Source organism: Mesorhizobium sp. M8A.F.Ca.ET.208.01.1.1, from assembly GCF_004791315.1.
Taxonomy (GTDB): Bacteria; Pseudomonadota; Alphaproteobacteria; order Rhizobiales; family Rhizobiaceae; genus Mesorhizobium.
Genome location: NZ_SRUT01000001.1, coordinates 517,116 through 533,365, shown reverse-complemented (window position 1 = coordinate 533,365; position 16,250 = coordinate 517,116). Strand labels below are relative to the sequence as shown.

The window sequence follows — 16,250 nt, the reverse complement described above, 5'->3', positions numbered from 1 at the left end:
TCAACAGAAGGCCGCGCTGGCAATTGATCGCCTTCGCCAGTTCTGCAACCAACGGCCGACCTCGTCACAACGAAAAACGCCGCCTCAATGGCGGCGTTTCTTCTGGAACTTAGGCCTGGACGCTATTGCGCCCCGCGTGCCACGCGCTCGATCTCTTCGCGCACCAGCCTTTCGACCAGCGTCGGCAGATTGTTGTCCAGCCAATCCTGCAGCATCGGCCGCAGCATTTCCTCGGCCATCTCGTCGAATGTCTTCTTGCTGCGGCTTGCAAAGGCGTCGGACAGTTCGCCGAAGGCAGCCGCAACCTGCCGTCCAGTGTGTTCGGAAAGAATTGCGGGACGCACCGCATGCGCTTCGTTCGCCGCCGCGCGCGCCTGAGCCGTGCCCGTTGGAGCATCGTTTGACGAAGACCGCTCGATCGCAGGTTCCGCCGCCGACTCGCTCGCCGACACATCCGGCTGGGGCGATGGGCGGATGCTCCGCTCCGGCATCGCCTTGGCTTGCTCGCCAACCGCCGCGATCTCGCGACGCCAATCGGCGACGATGGCTTCACTTGTCGCAACCTCGACGGGAGCCGCCGGCGCGTCGCGGCTGGCGGCAGGCGCCGGCTCGGCGGCAACCCGGGCGCTGACCTCAGCCAATGTCGTCGGCGTCCTGCCCGCAGCCGGATCGGCACGTGGCGGCGTTTCGGTGCGTGCTGTCGCCGGCAGTATGGCTGGCGTCTGGATTTCCGCCATCGCGACAGGCTTCCTGACCTCTGGGACGGCATGCAGTTCGGCGCGGAACGCATCGATATCCGCAGCTGGAACAGCACTCGGCGCGGGCTCCAGGTCCTGTTGCAACTCATCGGCGTCGCCGGGCTGCTTGCGGCCGTTGTCGCTGTCTTCGATGATCCTCCTGATGGAAGCGAGTATCTCTTCCATGGAGGGTTCGCGCTGTGCGCTGCTTGCCGTTGCCATCGTCACATCCGCCGCCCTTGTGACCCGTTGCAGGTTTCCGCTCCGGCAAAAGCCGGATTCGAATCATGGTGACAGCGTAACCGACGGATCGCCGCACGAGAATCCCCAATCTGGGGACATGTGGGATTTCAACAGATTAGAGCGATTCCGCCAAAGCCGTGTGACGGTTCCCGTTAGCAACCACCAGAAGGACAACGACAATCCTGTGTTCCCGTACGAACCACTCAGCCCGGAAACGCCGTTCGAACGAAGGGCCTAGCGGCCATCCGGCGTGCGCAGGCCGATCCACTTGTCCTTGACGGCGTTGTAGTGTTCTTCGGGCTTGTACTTCGTCACCGCCAAGCCAAGCCGGTCGACTGAGAGGCGGCCCATCGCCGACAGGATGGCATAGCTTGCCACCACCACATCGTGTTCGTAACCAGCGTGGTTGATCTTGGCGGTGATGACGGCGGCTTGCGCATTGAGCACGTCGAGCGTCGTGCGCTGGCCGACATTGCGCTCCTCGATGACGCCGTTCAGGGCCAGTTGCGCGGCGTCGATCACCTGCCTGTTGGCGGACGCGCTTTGTTGCGCGGCGGTGTATTGGGACCATGCCGTGGCGACGGCCTGGCGCACCTGGTCGCGGCTGACGTCGACCTGGATACGCGCCTGCCCCAGCGATTCCTTGTTCTGCCGCACGACCGCCGAGGTTCGGCCGCCCGAATAGATCGGAATGGTCAGCGTCGCGCCGATATTGGCCGACGTCGAATTGCCGTTGGAACCTGACAAGTCGGGGATGGCGTTGCGGTAGTTTTCCGAAACGCCAGCCGAAGCCGACAACTGCGGCAACAGCGCGCCCTCGGACGATTTCACCGAAAATGCAGCGGCATCGACCAGATGCTGGGTGGCAAGGATGGCCGGGTGTTCGGCCGATCCGATGGCGATCGCGGCGTCGAGGCTCGACGGCAACAACCTGCCCAATGGCGAAGCGGCCTTGAGCTTGCCGGGCTCGTCACCGACCACCTGGTGATAGGTCGCGGCGCTGGCCAGCGCCTGCGCGCGCGCAGCGCTCAGCGCTGCCACCGCGGAAGCGCGCGAGGCATCGGCCTGCGCAACGTCGGTGCGCGTGCCTTCGCCGACCTCGAAGCGCGAGCGCGCGGCGCGCGCCTGCTCGGTCAGGAACTGCAGGTTCTGTTCGGTCAGCACCGCGATCTGCCTGTCGCGAATCACGTCCATATAGGCCATGGCCGCATTGAACAGCGTGTTCTCCTCGGTATTGCGCAGGCTTTCAACGGACGCCTTGACCTGGGATTCGGCCGCCGCGACATTGTTCCTTGTCTGAAAGCCGTCGAACAGCGACTGGTTGATCTGGATGCCGTAGCTGCCGCTTGTCAGCTTCGAATTGCCGCCGCCATTTGCCTGGCGCGTGTTCGTATAGTCGATGTTGGCCGAGCCGGTGATCGTCGGGCGCCAGCCTGATTTGGCTATGGCCACGCTCTCGTCGGTCACGCGCACGCCGGCACGCGATGAATTTAGTGTGGAATTGTACTGATAGGCTTTTGCAAGGGCACCCGTGATGGTTTCGGCCGATGCAGCCAGTGGGGACAGCGCGGTCGCCGACACAAGGACGGCGGTGAAAAGTGACTTGCGTACTGACGGCACGGTTTAACCCTCATTCGTTTTCCATGGGAACCGCGCCGCACCAGCTTCTCTTCCTGAGCAGCCCGAACGGCGTGTTTCATGTTCCCTGTTGCTCAGCCCAAAGTGCCCCCAGTCTGGGATCAGCAACGATCGTTCAAATGCAAGCGACCATGACAAAGCCTTTGCTGCAAGGCCAAATCATTCAGAATTCGAAAGCATGCTCACGTTCGAATCCGGGTAGTGGCTTAATTGCCGCATTAAATGCCCTTCTCCCGGTTACAACCCCCCCCGCCTTGAAAAAAAGCCGCGCCACGCCCGAATTGCCCTGACCCTCGACCGCAACCAGGCGGCCGCCTTCGGCGAGCTGGTCGAGCAGCGACGCCGGCACTTTGGCGACACTGCCGCCGATGAAGATGACATTGTACGGCGCCTTCGCCGCATGGCCTTGCGCCAGAGCGCCCTGGACCACGGTCACATTGCCGCAGCCCAGGCTGGACAGGGTCGACGCGGCGGTTTGCGCCAATGCCGAATCGCTTTCGAGCGCCACGACGGACCTCGCCAGGCGCGACAGGATGGCCGAAGCGTAGCCGGTGCCGCAGCCGACATCGAGCGCCGAATCGGTCACACTGATCTCGGCCAGTTGCATCAGCTTGGCCAGCGGCGAAGCCTCCATCAGGTAGCGCGAGCCATCGGCGCTGTCTGCGATGCGGATGTCCTCGTCGATATAGGCGAGATCGCGCTGGCGATCGCCGACGAAAACCTCGCGGGGCACGGAAAGCAACGCGTCGAGCAGCGGCGCGCTGGTCACGTCGGTGGTGCGGACCTGACCATCGACCATCTTGACGCGAAGTTCGGAGAAATCAGCGCTCATGTCCCAACCAATCTGCTTGCCGCGTCAGAATCGCGGTTCATGTCGACCGGAACTTCAGGCTCCGGCGCTGACGCGCGGGAGCCCGGGTATTGGAGGCCTCGCCCGGAATCGAACCGGGGTGCAAGGATTTGCAGTCCTCTGCGTAACCACTCCGCCACGAGGCCTCGTTGCTCCCGGCGTTCCACCCGGTTCCAATAGGTTGCGGCGAAAAAGCCGTCAAGCGGCCACGACGTATTCCGAACGGTTTCGTCTGCGCCGGCTGCGGCCCTGTCAGTTCGCCGTCATAGCCACCCGCCCACATTCGCAATCCGTTGAGCATGGCGGATGATCGAGCGAAACTCCGCGCTCCGGCTTGCGTTGTGAAACGGGAGGACTGCGCCATGACCCTGGCCAAACCGAACGACGAAACGAACGGAACGGAAAACGGCCGCTGCTGGGGTGCGAGGACTTGGTGCGCTACGCCATCAACTGCCTGAGAATAGAAGGCACAGGCAGGCTTTCACCGCGTGACCGCGCGCGTCTGGCCTCGGCTTCCGCGGTCCTGAAGCAGATCAGCGAGGATTTGAAGGCAGGCACGCAACCGGATTCGAAGGAATCGGGCACTGGCACCGAGAGACAGGGCCAGAATTGATTCTCTTCGGAGACCACCGCCATGCGAGATGTATCGGCCGCTCAATCCGGCCGGCGTCGCCGCTCCCACCAGACGACCAAGCGGCGCCGGTGGCGGCGCACCATGGCAAATTCGTAGGAGAGCACCAGCAGTCCGAGCGGCACCATCCAGAACCCAAGGATCGGCAAGAAACCGAGAATGCCGCCAATGGTCAAAAGCACGCCGATCGTGATTCTGAGACCGCGCGACTGCGGCATGGTGAATTCGCGGCCGAAAACCGAGATCTTTCGTGCTGCTATCCGGTTTTCGTCCGCTGCCGTCATCGCGAAGAACTGCCTGTCTGGGGGCTCGATAATGTCATTTTACGAAAGCTGCGACCGCCCTTTCGGTTCCGTGCCGTCGCCAAGACGGCTAATATGAGGGCGGCCAAGGCCGATTGCGAGAAACCGCTGCGCGAAAAAGTCTCGGAAAAATGCGAAATGCTTCTTTGCAAAGCCGAAACGGGTTTGCTATAGGCTGCGCCACTTGCTCAAAGAGCCTCCGTTCCCCGGTAGCTCAGTGGTAGAGCAACCGGCTGTTAACCGGTTGGTCGCTGGTTCGAATCCGGCCCGGGGAGCCAACATTTCCAAGGTCCGTTCCGGACACATTGGTTACGGTTTATACCGGAGACATGGGTAACACTTTTGGCCCGACGGGGTTTTGGAGTGGTTCGAGCCTGCATGTCTCATGATCGAAGTATCCCAAATCGTAGTCCATGAAGCTCGCCAGCCAGATATGGTCTTCGACCTGTTTGATGCCAACGTCTGGCCGGCGAAGACGAGCCTGAGATTGATCTTCTTGCAGTCGGACCCCCGGAAAGGCCGATTGCCTAAGAGGAGCGCCTTGACGGGCTGTGACAGCGACACTTCTGGCCGCTGCCGTTGCCCCAGCTAGGCGGCTACCCCACCGCGGCCTGATTTGGTGCCGCTCATCCAGGGGAGCGGAGCAAGCGGCTCCTGCAGGATCTTGACGGATCTCGCGAACCCAGCGACGGCATCGCGCGCGACCGACAGGGGTATCTGACCGTCGTAAGCACGCTGGCAAGCCCGGAAGGCCGTCTCGAAAATCGGGCCCCGACGTTCCCGCGGCCACTCGTCCAGGAAATCGAATGCGTGATCAAGACTTCCTATTTCTTGAATGAACTGACCATTCCTAACCAACACTGGTCGATCGAACGTCCTGTCGCCCATATGGTCCTCCATTCGGTTGAGCGATTTGGTTTGCTGGTTCAGCTTTTCACGCAACGGCATGCTCAGGCTCCGCGAACATGCCGCCATCTCCACATCTGGGCGGGACACCGGCATAGGCCGGAACCGGCGGCGGATCATCCTCATCGTCATCCCGCCAGGGGTATCGCAGCCAGCTACGCCTCGTTTTGTTTCGACGCCGGCCTGAAGACGGACTGCGGTCAAACGGTGCCCTGGCCGGCGGCTTGCGGCCAATCTCGTCCAGGGTGTGGAGCGCAAGAAGAATCTCGCTGACTTGCGCAATGGCACCGCTGTCCAATTGGCGTAGGGTGGGATTGTCAGGAACCGCATTGGCGTCTGAAGCCCAGAAGGCGAGCAAAGCCCTCTTCTCGCCGACCGTCATGTCCTCGTTCAGGACGTCCTCGGGCGTACGCAGGGCAGCGAATTCCTCTGCGTGATCTGTCAGTCTGAATTCATGAACACAGTCAGATTCGTATCTCATCTCCATTCTCCGCGATCTGTGCCTCCCGGCCAGGCCGGGAGGCGGACCACAGACTGAGGTTGCCAGTATCAGGCGACCTTGCGTTGCAGCTCTGCATCCATGGACTGCTTGCTGCCGCTCTCCTGAAGCGGAACCGCTCTGGCTTCGGAGCGGATCTCGATGCGCCGAGGCTTGAGTTCCTCGGGCACTTCGCGGACCAAGTCCACCGACAGCAGGCCATTATGGATATTGGCCGCCTTGACCTTGACGTGGTCTGCAAGTTTGAACACCTGCTTGAAGTTGCCTATCGCGAGGCCGCGGTGGAGGATTTCCAGATTTTGCTGATCAGGCTTCCTCTGTCCGATTACGGACAATTCAGGGCCGTTCTGCACAAGGTCCACTTCGTCAGGACCGAAGCCGGCGACGGCCATGGTGATGCGATAGTCGTTGTCGCCATTCTTCTCGATGTTGTAGGGAGGCCAGTCGGAGCGGACGCTGTTTTCGAGCATGTCGAACAGCCGGTCGAAGCCGACGGTGGTGCGGTAAAGAGGGGAATAATCAAAGCTTCTCATAGCCATATCCTCCGTGAAGCAACATGGTTTACGGGTCGCCGCAGCGCTGCTGCGGCGCGGTATGTCGAGCCGAAGCCTCGACGGAAAACGATCTGGGAATCACGGTTTTTTTGTTCAAGAGGTCGCCCAAAAAAATTTTCGGAGCGGCACCACGGCCAGTCAAGATCGGGCATGCGCCAGACTTTTGCGGTGAAAGCATTCCGGTTGGAAGCGGGTGAGGAATATGGCTCGGCAAGTGCGCGCCAGGTTCCGCCTCTGGTCACGAGCGGCCTTGCACGCTGCCGCCGCCGCGCGATAGATGCGTTCGGTCAAGGGAGGACATCATGCGGAAAATCCTGGTATCGGCATTGCTGCTCACGGCAGCGTCGTTCGCGACCGGCGCTCATGCATTGGACAGCGGCGGAACCCCGGTCGTCGTGACGCCGCTCGCATCACGCACCACCACGGCATCCGGGCAGCCGATCACGCTGCCGCGGAAGAACGTGCAGGTGTTGGTCTCGACCTATGACATCGCGCCCGGCGCGACCTTGCCGGTCCATCGCCATCCCTTCCCACGCTACGCCTATGTCCAGGCTGGAACGCTGAAGGTCACCAATGTCGAGACCGGCAACAGCAACACCTACAAGACCGGCGATTTCATCGTCGAAATGATCGGGCAGTGGCACCAGGCCACCAACATTGGCGATGGGCCGGTCAAGCTCCTGGTGATCGATCAGGTCGAGGAAGGCGCCAAGAATACGGAATTGCGCCAGTAGCCGCCAGGCTGCAGGTGCCCCGAGGGCGGGAAGGCAATGCGCCGCCCGCCCCTCGCCTCGCGGCAGCCCCAGCGCTTAGCCCCAGGCGCCAACCGGCTGCCGGGTCGCTGCGTTCAGCCTGTTGAAGGCGTTGATCAGCGCGATCTGGATGACCAGCGCGGCAAGGGCCTTTTCATCATAATGGCGGGCCGCTTCGTCCCAGACATCGTCCGGCACCGCGTCCGGCCGGTCGGCCAGTCTGGTGCCGGCTTCGGCCAGCGCCAATGCCGCACGTTCGGCGTCAGTGAAATACGGCGTCTCGCGCCATGCCGCCAGCGCAAAGATGCGCTCGTCCTTTTCTCCGGCCTTCTTCAGTTCGCGCGCATGCATGTCGACGCACACGCTGCAGTTGTTGATCTGGCTGGCGCGCAGATGAATGAGCTTGCGCGTCACATAGGGCACGTCGGCCGCCTCGGTCGACTTGTCCAGCGCCAGCAGCGCCTGCACCGAACCGGGGATGAGCATCACCGGGTTCTTGATCCTTGCTTGCATGGTCGTTCTCCTTTTGAATTGTTTCTCCGGGCGTGTTTTCCCGGCCCGGACGACTCGCATCCAGGGTTTCGAACTTGATGAAAACTGTTGGCTGCCCGCCGCGTATCAGGCCTGTTTTGCGGTAACCTGTTCGAGCCGTTCGAGAATGCGCGGCCAGCCACTTCCCATGCCGATATAGCCACGCTCGTCGGCCGGCCGGAATCCCGACTGCTCCATTCGCACCCGGGTCGCCACACCCTCGGGCGTCAGTGACCATGTCACCACGGTTTTCAACCCACTGTCCGATTCCGTCCCATCGCCCCAACTGTAGGCCAGCAGCCGCGGCACCTCGACTTTCAGCACCACGCAGTTCGTCACGCCAGACCATCCGGGAACTGGCGTCGCGCGGAATGTGAAGCGATGCCCCTCTTGCGCCGCGAAGTCATTCTGCATGAGCCATTCGCCGACGAGTGCTGGCACGGTCAGTGCGCGCCATATCTTTTCCGCCGAATATGGGATCAGCCTTTCGACGACGATCGATTTGGTTTCCGTCATGCCTTGCTCCTCTCGTTGTTGTCGTCGCGCCACGCACGCGCAATCAATAACCTGCCAGCTATACATTACTCATAACCATGCAGTTATGCAACAGTCAAGAATGGAATCTGCCATCTGGTCCAAATGGCGGCGTAGGTTCACGCTTTCGCGTCAGCCGTCGTGGTGCTAGGGCTCTCCACAACATGATGAACTGGATCGCCTCTTGACCACGCAAACTCGCCCGCCGCTGATCGAAATCTGTGTCGAAGGCATCGATGGCCTGCTCGCCGCGCAGGCCGCCGGCGCCGACCGAGTCGAACTCTGCGCCAGCCTGGTCGAGGGCGGCATTACGCCCAGCCTCGGCACGGTGCGCGCAGCGCTCGACCAGGCGACCGTGCCGTTCCACGTCATGGTGCGGCCGCGCGGCGGCGATTTTCTCTACAGCGAGACCGAATACCGATCGATGCTCGCCGATGTCGCCGCGCTCAGCGAACTCGGCGTGCCCGGCGTGGTGTTCGGCTGCCTGAACGCCGACGGCACCATCGACGAGAAGCGCATGGGCGAATTGACCGAGGCCGCAGGCGCCTTGAACGTCACCTGCCACCGCGCCTTCGACATGACGCGCGATCCGGCCGAGGCGCTGGAAGCGCTGATCCGCTGCAAGGTTGGCCGTGTGCTGACCAGCGGCCAGCGCGACACCGCGATCGAGGGCTTGCCGCTGCTGGCGGATCTGGTGCGTCAGGCCGACGGGCGCATCATCATCCTCGGCTGTGGCGGGCTCGATCTCGGCAACATCGCCGAGGTGCGCGCAAGGACCGGCCTGGCCGAAATGCACTTCGCCGCCCTCAAGGACGTGCCGAGCGCCATGCGCTACCGCAATCCCAAGGTCGGCATGGGCGGCTCCGATCTCGACCGCGAGTATCGCAACACACTGACCGATACACCGCTGGTGGCGGCGACGATCACGGCGGCCAAGGCATGACCCCTCCGATAGACCGCATAGCGCAGGACGACGAAGCCGCCATTCTGGCGCTCAACAACGAGCACGCCGCCGAATTGTCGTGGCTCGAAGCCGAACGGCTGTCCTTCCTGCTCGGCGAGGCATTTTATGCGCGCCGCATCGGTGATCTCGAAGCCTTCATCATGACCTTCGACCAGGATGCGAACTACGACAGCCCGAACTTCGTCTGGTTCCGCGAGCGCTACGAACACTTCATCTATGTCGACCGCGTCGTCGTGGCGGCGCATGCAAGAGGCCGCGGCCATGCTCGCCTGCTCTATCGGGACCTGTTCGACCATGCGCAGAGCGCCGGCCACACGCTGGTCACCTGCGAGGTCAACACCGACCCGCCCAACCCCGCCTCGGACGCCTTCCACGCCGCCCTCGGCTTCGCCGAAGTCGGCGACGCGGTGATCCACGGCGGCAAGAAAGCGGTGCGTTATTACGTCAGGCGGATCGCCGCCTGATCCGGTGGCGCTCGCCATCGGCGGCGCTCACTCACCAATTGCGGTTGAGCCATTCACGCGCCGGGCGCTCGATGAGGTAGTAGCTGCAGAGCGCGCAGGCAAAGACGCCGGCCAGCATCGGCCATGGGTTGGTGCCCTGATCGTAGACGAATTTGTAGAAGGGCTGCTGCCACAGATAGAGCGAATACGACCACAGGCCCAGTGTCGTCATCGGCAAGGATGACAGCCATCCCGACAAGAACCTCGTGCTGAAATCCAGCGCGTTGACGGCAATCGCCAGCAACGGCACCGCGACCAGGTAGTGGATCGGTGTCGGCACGGCGTCCATGAACAGGAAGACCGCGCCGGCAGCCGCCGCAACGGCGACATAGGGTCCCTTCAGCAAGGACGGGAGCTTGCCGTCGGCCTTGAGCAGGCAGATCGCGGCCGACAGCAGGATCGAGGCGATGTGCACGTCGGTGCGCCAGTATGTGGTTTCATAGTCCATGTGCAGGAACCAGTAGGAAGCCGCGCCATTGGCCATGGCCAGCGCAGCCAAGACCAGCAGCAGCGGCACGACACGGCTTCGGCTGGCAACGATTGCGCTGATCGCCGCCAGGATAATGTAGGCATGCTCCTCGACGCAGAGCGACCAGATGTGGTCGAGTGCGCCGGCCCGGTTCAGGAGAATTCCGGCATAGTTGTAGCTGAATGTCAGCGCCGTCAGGGCCGCCTTCCATTTGAAGGCGATGAAGGTGCCGGAGAGCGCGACCATGGCGAGGACGACAAAGACCAGAAGCGCCGGATAGATGCGCGAGAAGCGGCGTTTGAAGAATTTCTTCAGTGGATAGCGTTCGATGAACAGGATTTCGGCCATCAGCCGGCCGCTGAGCACGAAAAAGAATTCGACACCCAGCACGCCCAGATTGATGCCGGGAACGGGGAGAAAATGCCCGATCAGCACCAGGGCGATCGACAGGCCGCGCCAGCCATCGAGATAGGCCAGTCTTGTCCTGGCCGCCGATCGGTCGGCGATCGTTCGGGACGGAACCAAATGGGTCGCGGAAATTTCGGACATGCCGATCCCTTCGCATTGGCATGCGAAAGGGCACGGCGGTATGGATTCCGAACCCGGCTCGCATTCCCGCCCCAACCCATACTGCAGTGCAATATGAATTTGTGCAAGTGCGAGATTGTCGCCAATGCGATTCCCAAGCAAGCATGGGCCGCAATTGCTTCAAGCAGAGGATGGGACGCGGCGCCGGGGGCTAGGCAGCTACACGTGCCAGGAAAGAAAGAGGGGCCGCTACAGGCCCTTTTTGTCCGCAATCGATCTTGCGTCAGGCGTTGGCTGCCGCCACGGCGCGCTTGGCCATGACCGCGATCAGATTGGCGCGGTAGTCTGATGAAGCGTGGATGTCGCTCATCAAGTTCTTCGCCGGCACTTTCACGCCATTGAGCGAAGCGGCATCGAAGCTCTTGGCGAGTGCCGCCTCGATCTCCTTCGAGCGGAAGACGCCGTCGTCGCCGGCGCCGGTGACGGCAACCCGGACGCCATCCTTGCCCTTGGCCACGAACACGCCGACGATCGCGTAGCGCGAGGCCGGGTTGCGGAATTTTTCGTACGCGGCCTTTGCCGGAGAGGTGAAGGAGACCGCCGTGACGATCTCGCCATCCTTCAAGGCGGTTTCGAACAACCCCTTGAAGAACTTGTCGGCTGATATCTCGCGCTTGTTGGTGATGATGGTGGCGCCCAGCGCAAGCAGCGCCGCCGGATAGTCCGCCGCCGGGTCATTGTTGGCGATCGAGCCGCCGATCGTGCCCTTGTGGCGAACCGCCGGGTCGCCGATCAGCGACGCCAAATGGGCAAGCGCCGGGCAGGCCTTGCGCAGCTTCTCGTCATTGGCGACATCGTAGTGGGTCGTGGCCGCGCCGATCGTGACCGTCTTGCCTGACACCTTGACGCCTTGCAGCTCCTTGATGCGTGACAGGTCGACCAGATCGGAAGGGGCCGCCAGCCGCGTCTTCATGGCGGGGATCAACGTCATGCCGCCCGACAGCAGCTTGGCGTCCCCATTCTTCACGAGCTTGGCGGCTTCAGTGACCGAGGCGGCACGGTGATAGTTGACTGCGTACATGGGATCCTCCCCTAAGTGGTCAGGCAGTAGTAGCAGTGAGTAGTCAGTAGTGGGAACGTCGCCGCCGGAGCTGGATACGGTGCCCTATTCGCTACTCACTACTCCCCACTCACTCATTTCGCGGCGCGGATCGCGGCCCACACGGTCGACGGCGTGGCCGGCATGGCGATGTCGGCGATGCCGATGGCATCGGTGATGGCATTGATCACCGCCGGCGGCGAGCCGATGGCACCGGCCTCGCCGCAGCCCTTGATGCCGAGCGGGTTGCTCGGACACGGCGTGTTCGACGTCGAGACCTTGAACGACGGCAGGTCGCCGGCACGCGGCATGGTGTAATCCATATAACTTGCCGTCAGCAGCTGGCCGCTGGCGTCGTAGTGAGCGCCCTCCAGCAGCGCCTGCCCCACGCCCTGGGCGATACCGCCATGCACCTGGCCCTCGACGATCATCGGATTGATGATGTTGCCGAAATCGTCCGCCGCCACGAACTGGACGATCTCCGTCGTTCCGGTTTCCGGATCGATCTCGACCTCGCAGATGTAGCAGCCCGCCGGGAAGGTGAAGTTCGCCGGATCGTAGAACGCCGTTTCCTTCAGTCCTGGCTCCATGCCGGCGGGCAGATTATGCGCGGTATAGGCAGCCAAGGCCACCTGGAACCACGGCAGGCTCTTGTCGGTCCCGGCCACCTTGACCTCGCCATTCTCGATGACGATATCGCCCTCGTCGGCTTCGAGCAGATGGGCCGCGATCTTCTTGGCCTTGGCCTCCACCTTGTCGAGCGCCTTGGCAATTGCCGACATGCCGACCGCGCCCGAACGCGAACCGTAGGTGCCCATGCCCATCTGCACCTTGTCGGTGTCGCCATGGACGATCGAAACCGAGTCGATCGGCACCCCAAAGCGCTGATTGACCAGTTGCGCGAATGTCGTCTCATGGCCCTGGCCATGACTGTGCGAGCCCGTCAGCACCTCGATCGTGCCGACGGCGTTCACACGCACTTCAGCCGATTCCCACAGGCCGACACCGGCGCCAAGCGAGCCGACCGCCGCCGACGGCGCGATGCCGCAGGCCTCGATATAGCAGCTCATGCCAATGCCGCGCAGCTTGCCCTTCCCAGCCGCATCCGCCTTGCGCGCGGCAAAGCCGGCATAGTCGGCGGTCTTCATCGCCGCGTCGAGCGAGGTCGCATAGTCGCCGGCGTCGTAGTTCATGATCACCGGTGTCTGGTGCGGAAACGTCGTGATGAAGTTCTTGCGCCTGAGGTCCGCGGGAGACACGCCGAGTTCGCGTGCCGCGGCCTCCATGGTGCGTTCCAGCAGATAGGTGGCTTCCGGCCGCCCTGCCCCGCGATAGGCATCGACGGGTGCCGTGTTGGTGTAGACGGTGCGCACATTGGCGTGGATGGCCGGGATGTCATACTGGCCCGACAAGAGCGTGGCGTAGAGATAGGTCGGCACGCAGGACGAGAACAGCGACATGTAGGCGCCGAGATTGGCGATCGTATCGACCTTCAGCCCGGTGATCCTGTTGTTCTTGTCGAAAGCCATCTCCACCGTCGAGACGTGGTCGCGGCCATGGGCGTCGGTGAGGAAGCTCTCCGTGCGATCGGCGACCCATTTGACTGGCACGCCGGTCTTCTTCGAGGCCCACAGGCAGACGATCTCTTCCGGGTAGATATAGATCTTGGAGCCGAAGCCGCCGCCGACGTCCGGCGCGATCACCCGCAGCTTGTTTTCGGGCGCGACATTGTAGAAAGCACTCATCACCAGTCGCGCGACATGCGGGTTCTGCGATGTCGTCCAGCAGGTGTAATGATCCTCGGCCTTGTCGTAATGGCCAAGTGCGGCGCGTGGCTCCATGGCGTTGGGCACCAGCCGGTTGTTGACGATCTTCATGCGGGTGACGTGCGCTGCCGCCTTGATGGCGGCATCGGTCGCCTTGCCGTCGCCGATCTCCCAGTCGAAGATCAGGTTGTTCTCGGCTTCGGCATGAACCTGGGGCGCGCCCTTTTCGAGTGCCTTTGTGGCATCGACGACCGCCTTAAGTTCCTTGTAGGTGATTTCGACCGCCTCGGCGGCATCGCGTGCCTGGCCCTTGGTCTCGGCCACGACGATGACGACGGCATCGCCGACATAACGGACTTTGTCGACGGCCAGCGGCGACCAAGCGCCCATCTTCATCGGCGAACCGTCCTTGGAATGGATCATCCAGCCGCAGATGAGGTTGCCGATACCGTCGGCCTTGAGTTCCTTGCCGGTCAGGACGCCGATGACGCCCGGCATGCCCTGAGCCGTTCTCACGTCGATCTTCTTGATCTGCGCATGGGCGTGCGGGCTGCGCACGAAGGCCGCATGCTTCATGCCGGGCACCACCATGTCGTCGACATAGCGGCCGGCGCCGGTGATGAACCTTTTGTCTTCCTTGCGCGCGACCCGAGCGCCAACACCTTCGATGCCCATGGAAATTCCTCCCGAATTTAGGGGATAAGCAGTAGGGGTTAGGCAGTAGTGGAAGGGCTCGTGGTCATATCGATGTTTGCCCTACTCACTATTGCCTATTGCCTATTGCCTAAGCTGCCTGTTTCGCCTTGCCCTTCGCGGCGCTCTTCGACATCGTCTTCGATGCGGCCAGGATCGCCTTCACGATGTTGTGGTAGCCGGTGCAGCGGCAGATGTTGCCTTCGAGTTCTGCCCGCACCGTCGCCTCGTCGAGGCCTTCGGGATGGCGGTTGATCATGTCGGTTGCAGCCATGATCATGCCTGGCGTGCAAAAGCCGCATTGCAGGCCGTGATATTCCTTGAAGGCCGCCTGGACGGGATGCAGGTCGGCGCCGTTGGCGAGACCTTCGATCGTGACCACTGTCGACCCGGACGCCTGGACCGCGAGCATCGTGCAGGACTTGACCGCCTTGCCGTCGACATGGACGACGCAGGATCCGCACTGCGAGGTGTCGCAACCGACATGGGTGCCGGTCAGGCCGAGATTCTCCCGCAGGAAATGGACGAGCAGCGTTCGATCCTCGACGACACCGCCAACCCGCTTGCCGTTCACCATCAACGAAACGTCCGACATAGCCCCTCCCTGGGTGTCAACCTTGGTCATCACGCTGCCGACGAGCCGTTGGCACTTCGGCCATGCGTTATTCGTACACTGCACAATGCACAAAAAACAGCACGACGGAAAAGGCGGATCATTGTACTTTCGATCATGGCCAGGGCACCGAAGCGCATTCCTGTGGCCCCATTGCCAAAACGCCTCGTGGCGGCAACAATGCCTTCGACGCCGCGCACAAGAAGCACTCGAAAAGCAGCGCACAAGAAGGCGTCGGAGGAAATGCGGGAGAACGCCGCTGACAGGTTCACGGACGCGCTATGCATGCGGCTTGTCGGCGCTGACCACGGACGAGCCCGACCCGGATGATTTCGCACGCGCGGTAGCCGCCGAGGCCGCCGCCATCGATGCCGGCTTCGCCCTCGTGTTCTTTTCCCAGAGCCTTGTCGAGGCCGGGGCCCTGTCGCGGGCACTCTCGGTCCACGCGCCGGGGCTCCACCACGCCGGTTGTTCGACCGCCGGCGAGATTACGCCGCAGGGGCTCGAGGAAGGCCATATGCTGGCGATGCTGCTGCCCTCGGCATCCTTCACGGCGGTCAGCACCATGGTCGACAATTTGTCGACTTCGGGCATGGACAGGATCACCGAAGAGGTCGAGGCCCTGAGGCGCACGCTGCGCGCCCGGCTCGGCGGCGAGCAGACCAGGAACACCTTCGCGCTCTGCTTCATCGACGGGCTGTCCTATGCCGAGGAAGCGGTGAGTTCGGCCATCCACTGGGGTCTTGACGACATACCGCTGCTCGGCGGCTCGGCCGGCGACGATTTGAAATTCGAGACGACGCGTCTGATCTCGAACGGCAGGGTCGCTTCGGACAGCGCCATCATCGTGCTGGTCGCCACGGAAATTCCGTTCCACGTCTTCAAGACCGACAACTTCGTTCCCACCGACGAAAAGCTGGTGGTGACCGCGTCCGATCCGGATCACCGCATCGTGCGGGAGTTCAACGCCACCAATGCGGCCGAGGAATATGCCGCTTCGGTCGGCATCCTGCCGCAGACCCTGACACCGCTGAGCTTCGCCTCGCATCCCGTGGTGGTGAAGGTGGGCGGCGAATATTACTGCCGCTCGATCCAGAGGATGCACGCGGATGGCTCGCTGTCGTTCTTCTGCGCCATCGACGACGGTGTGGTGCTGTCGATCGCCCAACCCAAGGACATGGTGGAATCGACACGAGCGGCATTGCGCGAGGTCGAGGAAAGGCTGGGCGGTATCGATATGATCCTTGGCTTCGACTGCGTGCTGCGCCGGCTGGACGCACGCAACCGGCAGGTCTTTCGCGATATTTCGGAGCTCTACCGGGTCAACAATGTCGTCGGCTTCGGCACCTATGGCGAACAATACCGGTCGATGCACCTGAACCAGACTTTCACCGGCATCGCTTTCGGTGACCGGCAAGCGGCTGAATAGGGCGGCGTA

The 16,250-nt window shown here is 62.5% G+C and carries 18 protein-coding genes and 2 tRNA genes; 6 read left to right on the top strand and 14 right to left on the bottom strand.

The window, feature by feature from the left end; all coding sequences use genetic code 11:
• Positions 1-122: 122 nt before the first annotated feature.
• The 5 genes from EN851_RS02605 to EN851_RS02585 all read right to left on the bottom strand — a co-directional run bounded on the left by EN851_RS02605 (position 123) and on the right by EN851_RS02585 (position 4,383).
• On the bottom strand, positions 123-959 hold the full coding sequence (locus EN851_RS02605; RefSeq protein WP_127278528.1) for a PopZ family protein: 837 nt from the start codon (positions 957-959) through the stop codon (positions 123-125).
• A 255-nt stretch (positions 960-1,214) separates the two neighbouring features.
• Positions 1,215-2,600 (bottom strand): TolC family outer membrane protein, encoded by a 1,386-nt coding sequence (locus EN851_RS02600; RefSeq protein ID WP_135928467.1) that lies wholly within the window; start codon positions 2,598-2,600, stop codon positions 1,215-1,217.
• 181 nt (positions 2,601-2,781) lie between these two features.
• Entirely contained in the window at positions 2,782-3,450 is a 669-nt protein-coding gene (locus tag EN851_RS02595; RefSeq protein ID WP_135915762.1) for a protein-L-isoaspartate O-methyltransferase, read from the bottom strand.
• 90 nt (positions 3,451-3,540) lie between these two features.
• Positions 3,541-3,614 (bottom strand) — tRNA-Cys (locus EN851_RS02590).
• 508 nt (positions 3,615-4,122) lie between these two features.
• Positions 4,123-4,383, bottom strand: a complete 261-nt coding sequence (locus EN851_RS02585) for a hypothetical protein (RefSeq protein ID WP_127872671.1) — start codon at positions 4,381-4,383, stop codon at positions 4,123-4,125.
• Positions 4,384-4,604: 221 nt separating this feature from the next.
• Here EN851_RS02585 and EN851_RS02580 point away from each other — a divergent pair.
• Positions 4,605-4,679, top strand: a tRNA-Asn gene (locus EN851_RS02580).
• A gap of 310 nt (positions 4,680-4,989) precedes the next feature.
• Here EN851_RS02580 and EN851_RS02570 read toward each other — a convergent pair.
• From EN851_RS02570 to EN851_RS02560, 3 genes are all read right to left on the bottom strand, one after another.
• Positions 4,990-5,289, bottom strand: coding sequence for a DUF982 domain-containing protein (locus EN851_RS02570; protein ID WP_127872729.1), 300 nt, complete (start codon positions 5,287-5,289; stop codon positions 4,990-4,992).
• Positions 5,290-5,335: 46 nt separating this feature from the next.
• Positions 5,336-5,788, bottom strand: a complete 453-nt coding sequence (locus EN851_RS02565; RefSeq protein ID WP_127872672.1) for a hypothetical protein — start codon at positions 5,786-5,788, stop codon at positions 5,336-5,338.
• Positions 5,789-5,856: 68 nt separating this feature from the next.
• Complete coding sequence (locus EN851_RS02560) at positions 5,857-6,339, bottom strand: Hsp20 family protein (protein WP_127277412.1); 483 nt, start codon at positions 6,337-6,339, stop codon at positions 5,857-5,859.
• 323 nt (positions 6,340-6,662) lie between these two features.
• On the opposite strand from EN851_RS02560, the gene EN851_RS02555 reads away from it, so the two are divergent.
• A complete protein-coding gene (locus EN851_RS02555; RefSeq protein WP_135928466.1) occupies positions 6,663-7,094 on the top strand; it encodes a cupin domain-containing protein in 432 nt (143 codons plus the stop codon).
• 75 nt (positions 7,095-7,169) lie between these two features.
• On the opposite strand, the gene EN851_RS02550 is transcribed toward EN851_RS02555, so the two are convergent.
• On the bottom strand, positions 7,170-7,625 hold the full coding sequence (locus tag EN851_RS02550; RefSeq protein WP_127872673.1) for a carboxymuconolactone decarboxylase family protein: 456 nt from the start codon (positions 7,623-7,625) through the stop codon (positions 7,170-7,172).
• A 105-nt stretch (positions 7,626-7,730) separates the two neighbouring features.
• Complete coding sequence (locus EN851_RS02545; RefSeq protein WP_127279182.1) at positions 7,731-8,159, bottom strand: SRPBCC domain-containing protein; 429 nt, start codon at positions 8,157-8,159, stop codon at positions 7,731-7,733.
• A 202-nt stretch (positions 8,160-8,361) separates the two neighbouring features.
• Here EN851_RS02545 and EN851_RS02540 point away from each other — a divergent pair, with 202 nt between their 5' ends.
• Both EN851_RS02540 and EN851_RS02535 read left to right on the top strand, forming a co-directional pair.
• Positions 8,362-9,120 (top strand): copper homeostasis protein CutC, encoded by a 759-nt coding sequence (locus EN851_RS02540; RefSeq protein ID WP_189521750.1) that lies wholly within the window; start codon positions 8,362-8,364, stop codon positions 9,118-9,120.
• Positions 9,117-9,605 (top strand): GNAT family N-acetyltransferase, encoded by a 489-nt coding sequence (locus EN851_RS02535; RefSeq protein ID WP_135880552.1) that lies wholly within the window; start codon positions 9,117-9,119, stop codon positions 9,603-9,605. Before EN851_RS02540 ends, EN851_RS02535 begins: the two co-directional genes overlap by 4 nt.
• 31 nt (positions 9,606-9,636) lie before the next feature.
• Here the strand turns inward: EN851_RS02535 and EN851_RS02530 are convergent, their stop codons facing one another.
• The 4 genes from EN851_RS02530 to EN851_RS02515 form a co-directional block, all read right to left on the bottom strand.
• Positions 9,637-10,662 (bottom strand): acyltransferase, encoded by a 1,026-nt coding sequence (locus EN851_RS02530; RefSeq protein WP_127872675.1) that lies wholly within the window; start codon positions 10,660-10,662, stop codon positions 9,637-9,639.
• Between the two features lie 262 nt (positions 10,663-10,924).
• Positions 10,925-11,722 (bottom strand): xanthine dehydrogenase family protein subunit M, encoded by a 798-nt coding sequence (locus tag EN851_RS02525; protein WP_127872676.1) that lies wholly within the window; start codon positions 11,720-11,722, stop codon positions 10,925-10,927.
• 113 nt (positions 11,723-11,835) lie between these two features.
• A complete protein-coding gene (locus EN851_RS02520; protein ID WP_127872677.1) occupies positions 11,836-14,181 on the bottom strand; it encodes a xanthine dehydrogenase family protein molybdopterin-binding subunit in 2,346 nt (781 codons plus the stop codon).
• 109 nt (positions 14,182-14,290) lie between these two features.
• Complete coding sequence (locus EN851_RS02515; RefSeq protein WP_135866804.1) at positions 14,291-14,794, bottom strand: (2Fe-2S)-binding protein; 504 nt, start codon at positions 14,792-14,794, stop codon at positions 14,291-14,293.
• 62 nt (positions 14,795-14,856) lie between these two features.
• Between EN851_RS02515 and EN851_RS02510 the strand changes: the two genes are divergently transcribed.
• Both EN851_RS02510 and EN851_RS02505 read left to right on the top strand, forming a co-directional pair.
• The gene (locus EN851_RS02510; protein WP_127872679.1) at positions 14,857-15,075 is read left to right on the top strand and encodes a hypothetical protein; all 219 of its coding nucleotides are present in this window, start codon (positions 14,857-14,859) and stop codon (positions 15,073-15,075) included.
• Between the two features lie 29 nt (positions 15,076-15,104).
• The gene (locus tag EN851_RS02505; protein ID WP_127872680.1) at positions 15,105-16,241 is read left to right on the top strand and encodes an FIST signal transduction protein; all 1,137 of its coding nucleotides are present in this window, start codon (positions 15,105-15,107) and stop codon (positions 16,239-16,241) included.
• The last annotated feature ends 9 nt before the right edge of the window (positions 16,242-16,250 follow it).

Coding starts and splice junctions, on each gene's coding strand:
- EN851_RS02515 (WP_135866804.1), bottom strand. CDS start 14,794: ATGTCGGACGTTTCGTTGATGGTGAACGGCAAGCGGGTTGGCGGTGTC.
- EN851_RS02520 (WP_127872677.1), bottom strand. CDS start 14,181: ATGGGCATCGAAGGTGTTGGCGCTCGGGTCGCGCGCAAGGAAGACAAA.
- EN851_RS02565 (WP_127872672.1), bottom strand. CDS start 5,788: ATGAGATACGAATCTGACTGTGTTCATGAATTCAGACTGACAGATCAC.
- EN851_RS02535 (WP_135880552.1), top strand. CDS start 9,117: ATGACCCCTCCGATAGACCGCATAGCGCAGGACGACGAAGCCGCCATT.
- EN851_RS02560 (WP_127277412.1), bottom strand. CDS start 6,339: ATGAGAAGCTTTGATTATTCCCCTCTTTACCGCACCACCGTCGGCTTC.
- EN851_RS02585 (WP_127872671.1), bottom strand. CDS start 4,383: ATGACGGCAGCGGACGAAAACCGGATAGCAGCACGAAAGATCTCGGTT.
- EN851_RS02595 (WP_135915762.1), bottom strand. CDS start 3,450: ATGAGCGCTGATTTCTCCGAACTTCGCGTCAAGATGGTCGATGGTCAG.
- EN851_RS02605 (WP_127278528.1), bottom strand. CDS start 959: ATGGCAACGGCAAGCAGCGCACAGCGCGAACCCTCCATGGAAGAGATA.
- EN851_RS02530 (WP_127872675.1), bottom strand. CDS start 10,662: ATGTCCGAAATTTCCGCGACCCATTTGGTTCCGTCCCGAACGATCGCC.
- EN851_RS02510 (WP_127872679.1), top strand. CDS start 14,857: ATGCGTTATTCGTACACTGCACAATGCACAAAAAACAGCACGACGGAA.
- EN851_RS02550 (WP_127872673.1), bottom strand. CDS start 7,625: ATGCAAGCAAGGATCAAGAACCCGGTGATGCTCATCCCCGGTTCGGTG.
- EN851_RS02525 (WP_127872676.1), bottom strand. CDS start 11,722: ATGTACGCAGTCAACTATCACCGTGCCGCCTCGGTCACTGAAGCCGCC.
- EN851_RS02555 (WP_135928466.1), top strand. CDS start 6,663: ATGCGGAAAATCCTGGTATCGGCATTGCTGCTCACGGCAGCGTCGTTC.
- EN851_RS02545 (WP_127279182.1), bottom strand. CDS start 8,159: ATGACGGAAACCAAATCGATCGTCGTCGAAAGGCTGATCCCATATTCG.
- EN851_RS02570 (WP_127872729.1), bottom strand. CDS start 5,289: ATGGGCGACAGGACGTTCGATCGACCAGTGTTGGTTAGGAATGGTCAG.